This is a genomic window from Mycobacterium sp. Panama NTM2, from assembly GCF_054355555.1.
Genome location: NZ_CM135953.1, coordinates 1,068,224 through 1,081,143, shown reverse-complemented (window position 1 = coordinate 1,081,143; position 12,920 = coordinate 1,068,224). Strand labels below are relative to the sequence as shown.

Below are 12,920 nucleotides of genomic sequence, written 5' to 3'. Positions count from 1 at the left end.
GCGCCCGGGACGCTAGGCAGCGGTCGGGGTGGGATGGGTGTCGCGCCAGGAATCGTGAGCCTGCCTGCAGTCGGCGATCCGCTGCAGCGTGCCGGCACCCTCGGGGCTGACCGGGATCGTCGCCATCCCGGTGGCCATCGCGGCGGTGCGGCTCGCCGGCGACGCCGCGAACGCGAGCGAACATCGGGCCGTCACGCCCAGTTCGGACAGTGCCACCCGGAACAGATCCGCGCCCGGCGCGTCCTCCGCGGTGACGATCGCGCTCACCACGCCGTCCCCCACGAGCTGCCGCACCAGCGGCGCCACCCAGGAGTGACTACCGGAGCTGACCACGGCCACGCTGATCCCCGCGGCGAACGCCTCGGTGATCAGATCCGTCAGGCCGGCGCGCGCCGTGATGTCGGCGTCGAGGATCGTCTCGGCGAGGATGCGGTTCTTCCGTGCGCAGATGTCGTCGACGAGGAGCTCGGCGAGCACATCACACTCGGAACTGATCCCTCGTTTGCGCAGTTCGGCCGCCACCCGTCGGCGCTCGTCGGTCAGCACCAGCAGCTGCCGGTAACGCGCCTCGGTCCAGACGATGCCCAGGCCGAGCTCGGCGAACGCCGCGTTGAACGCGAGTCGGTGGCCGGCGCAATCGATGTCGGCGATCGTGTCGAGGTCGAAGATCATCGCCTGCAGCGAGGGCCGCAGCGTGGGTGCTGTGCTGTCGCCGGGGCCGGCCGAGTCCCACCAGAACCGACCGGCTCGCCATGCTTTCTGGTGTGAGGGCTCCATGAACGCAATGGTGGCCCACGTCACACTGTGGGCGCCTCCCCCATTAGGGGGATTCCACGGGGATTCGCGGGAGCGCCTCTAAGGTGAGGGCCATGACCAGCCCCTCCGAGCGCAGTGCCCCGGTGCGGATCGTGCTGGTCGACGACCACGAGATGGTCATCGAGGGCCTCAAGGCGATGCTTGCGGCGTTCGCCAGCAGGGTCACCGTGGTGGGTCAGGCGGTCGGGGCAGAGAAGGCGATGGGGGTGGTCGCCGAGCTCGATCCCGACATCGTGCTCTGCGATGTGCGCATGCAGGGTTCCAGCGGGCTCGATCTGTGTCAGCGGTTGCGCGAGCGGGACCCGGGCCGGCGCGTCGTGATGCTCTCGGTCTACGACGACGAGCAGTACCTCTTCCAGGCGTTGCGCGTCGGGGCGGCGGGCTACCTGCTCAAGAGCATCAGCAGCGAGGAGCTGGTGCGACAGCTCGAGTTCGTGCACACCGGGGCGACGGCGATCGATCCCGTGATGGCCGCCCGGGCGGTGGACACCGCCGCCCGGCTGCAACGCGACGAATTCTGGCCCGGTGCGCGCCAGGGCCTCACCCAGCGCGAGAGCGAGATCCTGGCCCTGGTGGTCAACGGTCTCTCCAACCGCGCGATCGCGGCCAAGCTGGTGATCGGCGACGAGACCGTGAAAACCCACCTGAGCTCGCTGTACCGCAAGCTCGGGGTCAACGACCGCACGGGCGCGGTGGCCATGGCGCTGCGCGAAGGCATCTACCAATGAGCGCACGGCCGATCCTGACCGCTGACCGCGAGCTGGCTCTGCTGCGCGAATTGATCCAGGCCGCCTCGCGCGGCCCCGGTGTCGAACCGCTGGCTGCCGCCGCGGCCCGGATGATCACCGCGGCCACCGACAGCGACGTCTGCTTCGTGCACGTCCTCGACGACACCGAGCGATCGTTGACGCTCGCCGGCGCCACCCCACCGTTCGACGCCGAGGTAGGCAAGATCAGATTGCCCCTGGGACAAGGGATCTCGGGCTGGGTGGCCAGCCACCTCGAACCGGTGGTGATCCGCCGGGACAAGGAGTCCGACCCGCGCTACCTGCCCTTCGAGTCGCTGCGCGGGCGCGACTTCACCTCGATGGTGTCGGTGCCGATGGAGTCCACCCCCGGCGGGCTCGTCGGCGTGCTGAACGTGCACACCGTGGCCGAGCGCGAGTTCGGCGACGGCGACGTGGAGCTGCTCCTGGTGATCGGCCGGCTCATCGCCGGGGCCATGCACCAGGCCCGGCTGCACCGTCAGCTGGTGGCCCGGGAACGCGCCCACGAGAACTTCGTCGAGCAGGTCATCGAGGCGCAGGAGATCGAGCGACGCCGACTAGCCGGCGACATCCACGACGGCATCTCGCAGCGGCTGGTGACGCTGTCCTACCGGCTCGACGCCGCGGCCCAGGCAGCTCGCTCCCCCGACGACCGCGCGGCGCTCACCGAGCAACTCGACCGTGCCCGTGAACTGGCCGATCTGACTCTGCAGGAGGCCCGCGCCGCGATCAGCGGTCTGCGCCCGCCCGTGCTCGACGACCTCGGCCTCTCCGGTGGGCTGGCCAGCCTGGCCCGGTCGATCCCGCAGGTCAAGATAGACACCGACCTGGCCGACACCCGACTGCCCGACCACATCGAGCTTGCGCTCTACCGGATCGCCCAGGAGTGTCTGCAGAACGTCGTCAAGCACGCGCACGCGACCGTGGCCCGGCTGGCGTTCCACGCCGACGACCAGACGGCCCGGCTCGAGATCGCCGACGACGGCGTCGGTTTCGACACCCTGGAACGGCCGCTGGGCAGCGACGAGATGGGCGGTTACGGCCTGCTGTCGATGGCCGAACGCGCCGAGATCGTCGGCGGCCGGCTCAACATACGGTCCCGACCCGGCGCGGGCACCACCGTCACCGCGACCATCCCCCTGCCGGCCCGCTAGAAATCTCCGGCACCGCGGCGCAGCGTCTCGATGGCCGACGCCAGCGCGCGCGACTGCTCTCCCGTGATCCCCAGATCGGCGAACACCTCGGTGTTGAGCGTGACCGTCGCGTCCTCGACCGTGGACCGGCCGAGATCGGTGAGCCGAACCAGCGTCGTGCGCCCGTCGGTGGGGTGCGGGATTCGCTCGACCAAGCCGTCGGCCTCCAGCCGGCGGATCGCGTGCGTGACGCTGGTGACGTGGACCTGCAGCCGATCCGAGGCCTTGGTGATCGGCAGCGCGCCGGACCGGCTGAACGCCAGCAGCCGCAGCAGCTCGAACCGCGAAAAACTCAGGTCGTAGGGCCGGAGCGCGGCCTCGACGCGGGCGAGCAGGATCTGATGGGCCCGCATCACCGACGTCACGGCGACCATGCCGTCGGCCACCTCGCCCCACCCCGAGGCCTCCCAATTGGCGCGGGCGGCGGCGATGGGGTCACTGGGCACGCCTCTTCTTACCGCATCACAGCTGCTTCTCCAGCAGCACCTTTCCGTCGTCGACCGAGACCATCTGCACCGCCGCGATGTCACCCTGCTGCATCGGGGTCATCCCGCTGGGCAGCGCGGTCGCCCCGGGAATCCCCAGCCACGTCGCGATCTGCGAGCGGGTGCCGTCGCGGGCGATGACGACCATGCCGAGATCCTTGGGCGTCGCGGCGGCCTCACCCCACGTGCCGTAGGAGCACGACATGTCGATGCGGGTGCCCCAGCCGAAGTCGGTCAGCGCGATGCTGGCGTTGATCGGCGTCGGGGCCATCTTCACCATGTCGACCATCTGCGCGGTGTTCTGCGTGCTGGTGCTGTCCTCGAACCCCATGATCGCCGGTCGCGCCACCAGCAGGATGCCGACGGCCAGCACCGCGGCGGCCATGCCCACGACCGCGGAGGTCACCCATCGGCTGCGCCGCCGGCGCCAGCGCACCTTGGCCAGCACGTTGTCGAGTACCTCGGGACGTAGCGGCGGGTCCGGCTGCTCGTCCTCCAGAGCGGTCACGTCGTCGAGGTCGAGCAGGCCCAACAATCCCGGCATGCCGGACAGTTCGGCAACGGCGTCGCGGCATTCGGCGCAGCGGGCGAGGTGGGTCTCGTACTCGAGGCGCTCGTCGCTGCTGAGCGAGCCCAGCACGTAGGCGGCGTCCCAGGTCAGGTAGCGGTCGTCGTGGTCGATCATCGGGTCACTCCCATCTCCTGGAGTCCCAACCTCAGGGCCCGCATGGCGTAGTGCAGCCGCGACTTCACGGTTCCCTCGGCGATGCCGAGGTCGGCGGCGATCTGCGCGGTCGTCCAGCCCTGGTAGTAGGCGCGGCGCACGACGGCGCGGTGTTCCTCGGTCAGCTGGGCCAGCGCGGTGCTGAGCAGGATTCGGTTCAGCGCGCTGTCGACCTCGTCGGACGATGCGCGGTCTGCGACGTCGTCGGGCACCGGTTCGGCGGCCTCGTTGCGGAACCGCGCGCTGCGCCGCTCATCGATGATCATGTTGCGGGCCACCGTGAACAGCCACGCCCGCGCGGAGCGGTCCGCATCGGCGGTGACCGCTGGGTGTCGCCACGCCTTCAGCAGCGTCTCCTGGACGACGTCCTCGGCACGCGCCCGGTCACCGGTCAATCGCAATGCGTAGCGCCACAGCGCGGCGCCGTGTTCGTCGTAGAGCACGCGCATCATGGCGGCCTCCGGATCGTCCATTCCCAACCTCCGTGTAGGACACGGTGGCGGCGGCGTTCCGGTTCACCAACCCAGGAAATCTACTGGGTGAGAATTCTCGGCCCGTCGTCGGTGACCGCAACGGTGTGCTCCCAGTGTGCGGCCCGCGAGCCGTCCGTGGTGACCACAGTCCAGTCGTCGTCGAGGATGCGCGTCTTGGCCGTTCCCAGCGTCAGCATCGGTTCGATCGCGAGCACGGAGCCCGCCACCAGGTGCGGCCCGCGGCCGGGGGAACCCTCGTTGGGCAGGAACGGGTCCATGTGCATCTCGCGGCCGATCCCGTGCCCGCCGTAGCCGGCGACGATGCCGAATGCGCGGTCGTAGCGCTTTTCGGCGGCGCGGGTGCCGGACTCGATGGCATGGCTGACATCGGTGAGCCGGTTTCCGGGGACCATCGCCGCGATCCCGGCCTCCATCGATTCGCGGGTGGCCGCCGAGAGGTTGGCGTCGGCCTCGATCAGCTCGCCGACGCCGAACGTGAACGCCGAGTCGCCGTGCCAGCCGTCGAGGATCGCGCCGCAGTCGATCGACACCAGGTCGCCGGCGGCCAGCGTCTCGGCCGCCGAGGGGATGCCGTGCACGACGCGGTCGTTGACCGACGAGCAGATCGTGGCCGGGAAACCGTGGTAGCCCAGGAAGGACGGCACCCCGCCGCCGTCGCGGATCACCGCCTCGGCGATCCGGTCCAGGTCGAGGGTGGACACCCCGGGGGCAGCAGCCTCCCGGACCGCACGCAGCGCGGCGGCCACCAGCGCACCGGCGGCGGCCATCGCGTCGAGTTCCCCGGCGGTCCGCTGGGGAACGACTTTGCGGCTGCGCAGTCCGGGTAGCGACACCATGTCTAGCGGCCGAGCGCCTTCAGCGCGCGGGCGAACACCTCGTCGAGGTCGCCGACGGCGTCGACGGTGGTCAGGGAGTCGCGGTAGTGATCGAGCAGCGGCGCGGTCTCGTCCCGGTACACCTTGAAGCGGTTCCGGATGACGTCCTCGGTGTCGTCGGCGCGGCCGCGGCCCTGCAGGCGCGACACCAGCTCCTCTTCGGGCACCTTGAACTCCAGGACGGCGTCCAGGGAGAGATTGCGCTTGGCGAGCATCTCATCGAGTGCCTCGGCCTGCTCCACCGAGCGCGGATAGCCGTCGAGGATGAAGCCGGCCGCAGCGTCCTCGTCGTCGAGCCGGTCGTCGACCAGCGCGTTGGTCAGCGAAGCCGGGACCAGGTCGCCGGCGTCGAGGTACTTCTTGGCCTCCATACCGAGCTCGGTGTTGTTGCTGATGTTGTACCGGAACAGGTCGCCGGTGGAGACGTGCGGGACGCCGAGCTTGTCGGCCAGCTTCTGGGCCTGGGTTCCCTTGCCCGCGCCGGGCGGGCCCAACAACACGATTCTCACTTCAGGAACCCTTCGTAGTTGCGCTGCATGAGCTGGCTTTCGATTTGCTTGATGGTGTCGAGGGCGACGCCGATCGCGATCAGCACGGCGGTACCGCCGAACGGCAGGTTCTGCACCGACCCGGTGTTGCCGATCTCCAGGAACAGGTTCGGCAGCACGGCGATGACACCCAGGTAGATCGAGCCGGGCAGTGTGATGCGCGAGAGCACGAACCGCAGGTAGTCCGCGGTCGGCTTGCCCGGCCGGATGCCCGGGATGAAGCCGCCGTACTTCTTCATCTCGTCGGCACGTTCGTCGGGGTTGAACGTGACCGAGACGTAGAAGTAGGTGAAGAACACGATCAAGCCGAAATACAGCGCGATGTAGACCGGGTCGGCCGGGTTCGTCAGGTAGTCGGCGACGAACGTCTGCCACCAGCCGTTGCTCGGGTTGTCACTGGCGCTCTGGATCAGCTGCGTGATCAGGTGCGGGATGTAGATCAGCGACGACGCGAAGATCACCGGGATGACGCCGGCCTGGTTCACCTTCAACGGAAGGTACGTCGACGTGCCGCCGTACATCTTGCGCCCGACCATGCGCTTGGCGTACTGCACCGGGATACGGCGCTGGCCCTGCTCGACGAACACGACGCCGACGATGATGATCAGCGCGGCCACGCAGACCAGCGTGAACACCATGCCGCCGCGGCTGTCGAGGATGGTCTTGCCCTCGCTGGGGATGCGGGCGGCGATACCGGCGAAGATCAGCAGCGACATGCCGTTGCCGACGCCGCGCTCGGTGACCAGCTCACCCATCCACATGACCAGCGCCGAACCGGCCGTCATCACCAGCACGATGATGATCAGGCGGAACAGGTTCATGCCCTCGCTCTGGCCCTCGATGATGTCGAGCGTGCAGCCCTGCAGCAGACCGCCGTTGGCCGCCAGCGCGACGATCGAGGTGGACTGCAGGATCGCCAGCGCGATCGCGAGGTAGCGGGTGTACTGCGTGAGTTTGGCCTGGCCGGCCTGTCCTTCTTTACGCAGCTGTTCGAAGCGCGGGATCACGACGCCGAGCAGCTGCACGATGATGCTCGCCGTGATGTACGGCATGACGCCGACGGCGAACACCGACAGCTGCAGCAGCGCGCCGCCGGAGAACAGGTTGATCAGCGAGTAGATCTGTGCGGAATCGCCACCGCTGACCTGCGCGATGCACTGCTGCACGTTCGGGTAGTTCACCCCGGGAGACGGGACCGTGGCACCCACCCGGTAGAGGATCACGACGCCGAGGGTGAACAGGATCTTTCGCCTCAGATCAGCTGTCCGCAGTGATGAGATGAAAGCCGAGAGCACTCTTTCCTCCTGCACGGCCAGCTGTCGTTCGCGGCGTGCTCATGTGGCTGGCGTGACCAGCGTCGGTTAAGTCTTGTGCGCGACGGTCCCGGGCAGACGAACGGCCTGCGCAGGTCACGCGTTGGAACAGTCTACGAGACTAACAGTTGCATCTTCGTTGCCCCGAATCTGACGGACGCTCGTGGACTCGGCGGATTCTCTCAGTTTGGGGGAATACAGTTCGAAGAAAACTTCGTTAATCGAGCTATCTAATTCCCCCACTGAACGAGGAGGTCGTCATGGCACGCACCGACAACGACACCTGGGACCTGGCATCCAGCGTGGGAGCGACCGCGACGATGGTCGCCGCCGCGCGGGCCGTGGCCAGCCGGGCCGAGAAGCGCGTCATCAACGATCCGTTCGCCGAGCCTCTGGTGCGGGCCGTCGGCGTCGACTTCTTCACCAAGCTCGCCACCGGTGAGCTGAGCGCCGAGGATCTCGACGTCAACGAAGACGGTCAGAACCCCGTCGGCGTCACCAACTTCGCCGACATGATGGCCGGCCGGACCAAGTTCTTCGACGACTTCTTCGCCGACGCCGCGGCCGGCGGAATCCGCCAGGCCGTCATCCTGGCCTCGGGCCTCGACGCGCGCGGATACCGCCTGGACTGGCCGGCCGACATGGCGGTCTTCGAGATCGACCAGCCCGACGTGATCGCGTTCAAGCGGCAGACACTGGCCGGTCTGGGCGCGGAGCCGACCGCCGACCTGAGGACCGTCGCGATCGATCTGCGGCAGGACTGGCCGCGGGCGCTGGCCGAGGCCGGCTTCGACGCGAACCGGCCGACGGCGTGGATCGCCGAGGGCCTGATGGGCTACCTGCCGCCGGAGGCGCAGGACCGGCTGCTGGATCAGATCAGCGAGCTGAGCGCACCGGGCAGCCGGGTGGCCGTCGAGGCCGTGCCGACGCAGCAGCAGGCCGATCAGGAGGAGATGCGCGAGCGCATGCAGGCCTCCACCGATCAATGGCGTGAACACGGCTTCGACCTGGAGTTCTCCGATCTGGTGTTCTTCGGGGAGCGCGCCGATGTCGCCGAGTACCTGACCGGGCGCGGCTGGACCGCGCAGGCCACGCCGGCCAACGACCTACTCCGCCGCTATGGCTTGACCCCGATCGACGCGGACCAGGGTTTCGCCGACGTCTCCTACGTCAGCGCCGAGAAGTAGCCGACCGTGGCGCGCATCGACGGTGACCGATGGGACCTCGCGTCGAGCGTCGGCGCCACCGCGACGATGGTCGCGGCCGCCCGGGCGGTGGCCAGCCGGGAACCCGATCCGCTGATCGACGACCCGTTCGCCGCCCCGCTCGTGCGGGCGGTGGGCATCGACTTCTTCACCAAGGTCGTCGATGGAGAGGTCTCGTTGGACGTGGCGGACGCTTCCGGCGCCGCTCGGGTCATGACCGACGTGATGGCGGTGCGGACCCGGTTCTTCGACGACTTCTTCACCGACGCGGCCGCCGCGGGCATCCGGCAGGCGGTGATCTTGGCGTCCGGCCTCGACGCGCGCGCCTACCGCCTGGACTGGGCCGACGGCACCGTGGTGTTCGAGATCGACCAGGCGCAGGTGCTCGCGTTCAAGGACGCCACGCTCGACGCGATCGGCGCCCGTCCGTCCGCGGACCGGCGCGCGGTGGCCGTCGACCTGCGCGACGACTGGCCCGCCGCGCTGCGGGCGCACGGTTTCGACCCGGCCGCGCCGACAGCGTGGAGCGCGGAGGGACTGCTGATCTATCTGCCGCCCGAGGCGCAGGACCGGCTGTTCGACGCGATCACCGAGTTGTCCGCGCCCGGCAGCCGACTGGCCACCGAGTACCACCCCGACGCCGGCGCGTCGCTGGGTGAACGCTCCCGGGCGCTGCGCGAGCAGTGGAGCGCCCACGATCCCGATGGCGCGATCCCCGATCTCGGCGATCTTTTCTATCCCGGGGAACGCACTCCCCCGACCGACTACCTGGCCGGCCTGGGGTGGTCGGTCAGCACCCGAACCCGGCCCGAGGAGTTCGCCGCCTACGGGCGCCACTTCGACCCTGGAGCCCTCGACATGCTGAAGAACTCGTTGTCGCTGACGGCGGTGAAGTCATGAGCCGCACCGATGGGGACACCTGGGATCTGGCGACGAGTGTCGGGGTGACCGCGACGGCGGTGGCCGCCTCGCGTGCACTCGCCTCCCGTGGGCCCGATCCACTGATCGACGATCCATACGCGGCGCTGCTGGTCGAAGCCGTCGGCATCGACCACTTCACCACGATGGCCCGGGGCGAGATCGGCGAGAACGGCAGCGCCCACAGCGAGACGCGCGAGGCCCGCGAGTACATGGCCGTGCGGACCCGCTTCTTCGACGATGCTCTGACCACCGCAGCAGCGGCCGGTGTGCGCCAGATCGTGATCCTGGCCTCCGGACTGGACACCCGCGCCTACCGGCTGGCCTGGCCGGCCGGCACCACCGTCTTCGAACTGGACCAACCCCAGGTCATCGAGTTCAAGACCCGCGCGCTCGCCGATGCCGGGGCGACCCCCGGTGCGCGCCGGGTCGCCATCAGCATCGACCTGCGCGACGACTGGCCACAGGCGTTGCGGGACAACGGTTTCGATTCGTCGCAGCCGAGCGCGTGGATCGCCGAGGGCCTGCTGATCTATCTGCCGCCCGATGCCCAGGACCGGTTGCTGGACCACATCACCGAGCTGTCCGCGCCCGGAAGCGTGCTGGCCACCGAGCACATGGACCCCGGTGCGATGACGGAGGACTGGGCGAAGGAGATGACGGAACGGAGCCGCCGCCAGGGCAGTGACATCGACCTCTCCGCCCTGTTCTACGCCGGGGAGCGCACCCCGGCCGGTGACCATCTGACCCACGCGGGCTGGCATGTCTCCGTGCTGCCGAACGCCGACGCCTATGCCCGCAACGGCTTCACACCGCCCACCGACGGAGCGCTCACGATGCTCGGCGATTCCGGGTACCTGACGGCACGACGCGAGGCGTAGCGGTGGGCAGACAAGACCGGGATTCGTGGGACTTGGCGTCCAGCGTCGGGACGACGGCGACGCTGGTCGCCGCCGGCCGGGCGATGGCCAGCGCCGTGCCCGACGCGCTCATCGACGACCCGTTCGCCGCTCCCCTGGTCCGTGCGGTGGGCGTCGACTTCTTCACCGCGATGGTCGACGGCCGGCTCGACGTGGCGGCGATGACCGCGCTGGACCCGGCACGTGCCGAGGCGATGATCGACGGCATGGCCGTCCGCACCCGGTTCTTCGACGACTGCGTGCTGGCCGCGACGGCCGCCGGCATCCGGCAGGTGGTGATCCTGGCCTCCGGCCTCGACGCCCGGGCCTACCGGCTCGCCTGGCCCGAGGACACGGTCGTCTTCGAACTCGACCAATCCGAGGTGATCGCGTTCAAGTCCTCGACGCTTGCCGCGCTCGGCGCCGATCCCACCGCGGACCGGCGCGCGATCGCCGTCGACCTCCGCGATGACTGGCCGAACACGTTGCGCGACAACGGCTTCGACCCGGCGGCGGGCACCGCGTGGTTGGCCGAGGGCCTGCTGATCTACCTGCCGCCGCAGGCGCAGGACCAGCTGTTCGATCGCATCACCGCGCTGTCGGCACCGGGCAGCACGATCACCACCGAATATGTGCCCGGCATCGTCGACCTCGACGAGGACAAGGCACGTGCGGCGTCGGCGCCGCTGCGCGAACACGGCCTCGACATCGACATGCCCTCACTGGTGTATACCGGCCCGCGGACCCCGGTTCCCGACTATTTGACGTCGGCGGGCTGGCACGTCACCGCGGCGGCGCGCGACGAACTGTTCACCCGGTACGGCAGACCGCTACCCGCAGATCGTGACGACGGCGATCCGCTCGGCGAGATCATCTACATCAGTGCCGGTTTCGATGCCGAACTCAGTAGCGAGACGCCCCCAGCCACAGCACGTTGACACCGGTCAGCGATCGCTGAGACTGCTCGACCACCTCGGTCAGCGACCGCACGGCCACCGTGCTGAACAGCTCGGACAGCGACGCCGCCGCGGGCTGAGACGACGCCTTGGGCCGCAACATGTCTCGCAAGGACGAGCCGGGTAGCTGGGTGACGGCCACCTTGGTGTCCTCGGCGATACCGGCCAGGGCCTTGGCCCGGGAGATCGCCGTGCGCAGACCGCCGAGTTCGTCGACGAGGCCACGCTCGAGCGCGTCTGCTCCTGTCCACACCCGGCCGCGGGCCACCGCGTCCACCGCCTCGGGGGTCATGCCCCGCCCCTCGGCGACGCGATGGACGAAATCGGTGTAGAAGAGATCGGCCTCGGCTTCCACGTGAGCCTGCTGCTCGTCGGTGAACGGTGCGTTGGCCGACCACGCGTCGGCGTTGGCATTGGTGCGGACCGTGCCCGATCCGACGCCGATCCGGTCCTTGAGCTCGCGGGTCACCAGCTTGCCGGTCACGACGCCGATCGAGCCGGTGATCGTCGCGGCGTTGGCGACGATCGCGTCGGCGGCCATCGACACGTAGTAGCCGCCCGAGGCGGCGACCGCGCCCATCGACGCCACCACCGGCTTGCCCTGTTCCCGCAGGCGCACCACCTCGCGCCAGATGGTCTCCGACCCGGTGACCGAACCGCCGGGGCTGTCGACACGCAGCACGACCGCGGCGACGTCGTCGTCGGCACCGGCCTGCCGCAGGGCCGCGGCGATGGTGTCGCCGCCGGCGCTCGCACCGCCCAGCGGTGAGACCGGCCGCCCCTTACCGCTGACGATCGGCCCGGCCAGAGTCACCACGGCGATCCCGCGCCGGCTGCGTCCCGGCAGCTGCGGGGTCGGCATCGACGGCCGGTTGGTGCGCGCGTAGCGGGACAGGAACAGTCGCGGCGCGGCCTCGCTGTCCTCGGCAGGCGCCCCGGCCATCTCCGCGATGCGGAGGTACGCCTCGTCGCGGAATCCGATGCGGTCCACCAGCTTCGCCGTCACGGCGTCGTCGCGCAGCAGCGGCGCCCGGTCGGCCAGGCCGTCGAGGGCGTCGAGGTCGATGCCCCGCGATGCCGCCACCGCCTCCCACACCTGCGCGCGCAGGCTGTTGACCAGAGCCGTGTCAGCCTCACGATGGGCCTCGGTGTAGCCGTCCTGGGTGAAAAGGTTTGCCGCGGACTTGTATTCGCCGCGCGCGGTGAACTGGGCCTCGACGCCGAGCTTGTCCAGCGCGTCGCGCAGGAACAGTGCACTCGTCGCGAAACCGACCAGCCCGACGGTGCCCGACGGCTGCATCCACACCTCGCCGAACGCCGAGGCCAGGTAGTACGACAGAGTGCCCGGGTAAGTTTCGGCCCACGCCAGTGACGGCTTGCGCTCGGTGAACGCCGCGATCGCGGCGCGCAGTTCCTGCACGGGTCCCGGTGGGGCCGCATCGATCTGAACGCGGGCGATCAGTCCCGCGACGCGGGGATCCTCGGCGGCGCGGTGGATCGCGGCGACGGTTTCGCGCAGCAGAAGGGGCCGGCTCGAGCCGAGGATGCCGGACACCACCGCGATCGGGTCGAAACCGGCCGTCTCCGGCGGCGCCTGCTGCAGATCGATTTCGAGGATGGCGCCGTCGGGCACCCCCTGATGCCGGGCGGTGTCGACCTTACGAACCAATTCGCGGACGTCGTCCATCCCGGGAACACCGGACAGCACAGAAACCATGGCTCCGAGC

At 69.5% G+C, this 12,920-nt stretch carries 14 protein-coding genes; 6 read left to right on the top strand and 8 right to left on the bottom strand.

Going from position 1 to position 12,920, the window contains the following annotated elements; all coding sequences use genetic code 11:
- Positions 1 to 12 precede the first annotated feature (12 nt).
- Entirely contained in the window at positions 13 to 777 is a 765-nt protein-coding gene (locus ACXYX3_RS05250; RefSeq protein WP_458610418.1) for an HAD family hydrolase, read from the bottom strand.
- Between the two features lie 92 nt (positions 778 to 869).
- Between ACXYX3_RS05250 and ACXYX3_RS05245 the strand changes: the two genes are divergently transcribed.
- On the top strand, positions 870 to 1,544 hold the full coding sequence (locus ACXYX3_RS05245; RefSeq protein WP_458610416.1) for a response regulator: 675 nt from the start codon (positions 870 to 872) through the stop codon (positions 1,542 to 1,544).
- A complete protein-coding gene (locus tag ACXYX3_RS05240) occupies positions 1,541 to 2,737 on the top strand; it encodes a GAF domain-containing sensor histidine kinase (RefSeq protein WP_458610413.1) in 1,197 nt (398 codons plus the stop codon). The genes ACXYX3_RS05245 and ACXYX3_RS05240 overlap by 4 nt, the downstream gene beginning before the upstream one ends.
- On the opposite strand, the gene ACXYX3_RS05235 is transcribed toward ACXYX3_RS05240, so the two are convergent.
- Genes ACXYX3_RS05235 through secY form a run of 6 tightly spaced genes read right to left on the bottom strand, consistent with a single transcriptional unit; the run spans position 2,734 to position 7,197 of the window.
- A complete protein-coding gene (locus ACXYX3_RS05235; protein WP_458610411.1) occupies positions 2,734 to 3,222 on the bottom strand; it encodes a MarR family transcriptional regulator in 489 nt (162 codons plus the stop codon). The genes ACXYX3_RS05240 and ACXYX3_RS05235 overlap by 4 nt on opposite strands.
- 16 nt (positions 3,223 to 3,238) lie before the next feature.
- Positions 3,239 to 3,946 carry a zf-HC2 domain-containing protein gene (locus ACXYX3_RS05230; protein WP_458610409.1) on the bottom strand — a complete coding sequence of 236 codons (708 nt, stop codon included), beginning with the start codon at positions 3,944 to 3,946 and terminating at the stop codon, positions 3,239 to 3,241.
- Positions 3,943 to 4,458: a sigma-70 family RNA polymerase sigma factor gene (locus ACXYX3_RS05225; protein WP_241205149.1), complete on the bottom strand. Its 516-nt coding sequence runs from the start codon at positions 4,456 to 4,458 to the stop codon at positions 3,943 to 3,945. The genes ACXYX3_RS05230 and ACXYX3_RS05225 overlap by 4 nt, the downstream gene beginning before the upstream one ends.
- A 59-nt stretch (positions 4,459 to 4,517) precedes the next feature.
- Complete coding sequence (gene map, locus ACXYX3_RS05220; RefSeq protein WP_458610407.1) at positions 4,518 to 5,315, bottom strand: type I methionyl aminopeptidase; 798 nt, start codon at positions 5,313 to 5,315, stop codon at positions 4,518 to 4,520.
- Between the two features lie 2 nt (positions 5,316 to 5,317).
- Complete coding sequence (locus tag ACXYX3_RS05215; RefSeq protein ID WP_458610406.1) at positions 5,318 to 5,863, bottom strand: adenylate kinase; 546 nt, start codon at positions 5,861 to 5,863, stop codon at positions 5,318 to 5,320.
- Complete coding sequence (gene secY, locus ACXYX3_RS05210) at positions 5,860 to 7,197, bottom strand: preprotein translocase subunit SecY (protein WP_221358021.1); 1,338 nt, start codon at positions 7,195 to 7,197, stop codon at positions 5,860 to 5,862. Before secY ends, ACXYX3_RS05215 begins: the two co-directional genes overlap by 4 nt.
- Before the next feature lie 278 nt (positions 7,198 to 7,475).
- On the opposite strand from secY, the gene ACXYX3_RS05205 reads away from it, so the two are divergent.
- The 4 genes from ACXYX3_RS05205 to ACXYX3_RS05190 are packed head-to-tail and all read left to right on the top strand — an operon-like array spanning position 7,476 to position 11,175.
- Entirely contained in the window at positions 7,476 to 8,402 is a 927-nt protein-coding gene (locus ACXYX3_RS05205; protein WP_458610405.1) for an SAM-dependent methyltransferase, read from the top strand.
- Between the two features lie 6 nt (positions 8,403 to 8,408).
- Positions 8,409 to 9,320 (top strand): class I SAM-dependent methyltransferase, encoded by a 912-nt coding sequence (locus ACXYX3_RS05200; protein WP_458610404.1) that lies wholly within the window; start codon positions 8,409 to 8,411, stop codon positions 9,318 to 9,320.
- A complete protein-coding gene (locus ACXYX3_RS05195) occupies positions 9,317 to 10,219 on the top strand; it encodes an SAM-dependent methyltransferase (RefSeq protein WP_458610403.1) in 903 nt (300 codons plus the stop codon). Before ACXYX3_RS05200 ends, ACXYX3_RS05195 begins: the two co-directional genes overlap by 4 nt.
- Before the next feature lie 2 nt (positions 10,220 to 10,221).
- A complete protein-coding gene (locus ACXYX3_RS05190) occupies positions 10,222 to 11,175 on the top strand; it encodes a class I SAM-dependent methyltransferase (protein WP_458610402.1) in 954 nt (317 codons plus the stop codon).
- Here the strand turns inward: ACXYX3_RS05190 and sppA are convergent.
- Positions 11,141 to 12,910 carry a signal peptide peptidase SppA gene (sppA, locus tag ACXYX3_RS05185; RefSeq protein WP_458610401.1) on the bottom strand — a complete coding sequence of 590 codons (1,770 nt, stop codon included), beginning with the start codon at positions 12,908 to 12,910 and terminating at the stop codon, positions 11,141 to 11,143. The two genes, ACXYX3_RS05190 and sppA, sit on opposite strands and share 35 nt — an antisense overlap.
- Between the last annotated feature and the right edge of the window lie 10 nt (positions 12,911 to 12,920).

Coding starts and splice junctions, on each gene's coding strand:
- ACXYX3_RS05250 (WP_458610418.1), bottom strand. CDS start 777: ATGGAGCCCTCACACCAGAAAGCATGGCGAGCCGGTCGGTTCTGGTGG.
- ACXYX3_RS05245 (WP_458610416.1), top strand. CDS start 870: ATGACCAGCCCCTCCGAGCGCAGTGCCCCGGTGCGGATCGTGCTGGTC.
- ACXYX3_RS05240 (WP_458610413.1), top strand. CDS start 1,541: ATGAGCGCACGGCCGATCCTGACCGCTGACCGCGAGCTGGCTCTGCTG.
- ACXYX3_RS05230 (WP_458610409.1), bottom strand. CDS start 3,946: ATGATCGACCACGACGACCGCTACCTGACCTGGGACGCCGCCTACGTG.
- ACXYX3_RS05225 (WP_241205149.1), bottom strand. CDS start 4,458: ATGGACGATCCGGAGGCCGCCATGATGCGCGTGCTCTACGACGAACAC.
- map (WP_458610407.1), bottom strand. CDS start 5,315: ATGGTGTCGCTACCCGGACTGCGCAGCCGCAAAGTCGTTCCCCAGCGG.
- ACXYX3_RS05205 (WP_458610405.1), top strand. CDS start 7,476: ATGGCACGCACCGACAACGACACCTGGGACCTGGCATCCAGCGTGGGA.
- ACXYX3_RS05195 (WP_458610403.1), top strand. CDS start 9,317: ATGAGCCGCACCGATGGGGACACCTGGGATCTGGCGACGAGTGTCGGG.
- sppA (WP_458610401.1), bottom strand. CDS start 12,910: ATGGTTTCTGTGCTGTCCGGTGTTCCCGGGATGGACGACGTCCGCGAA.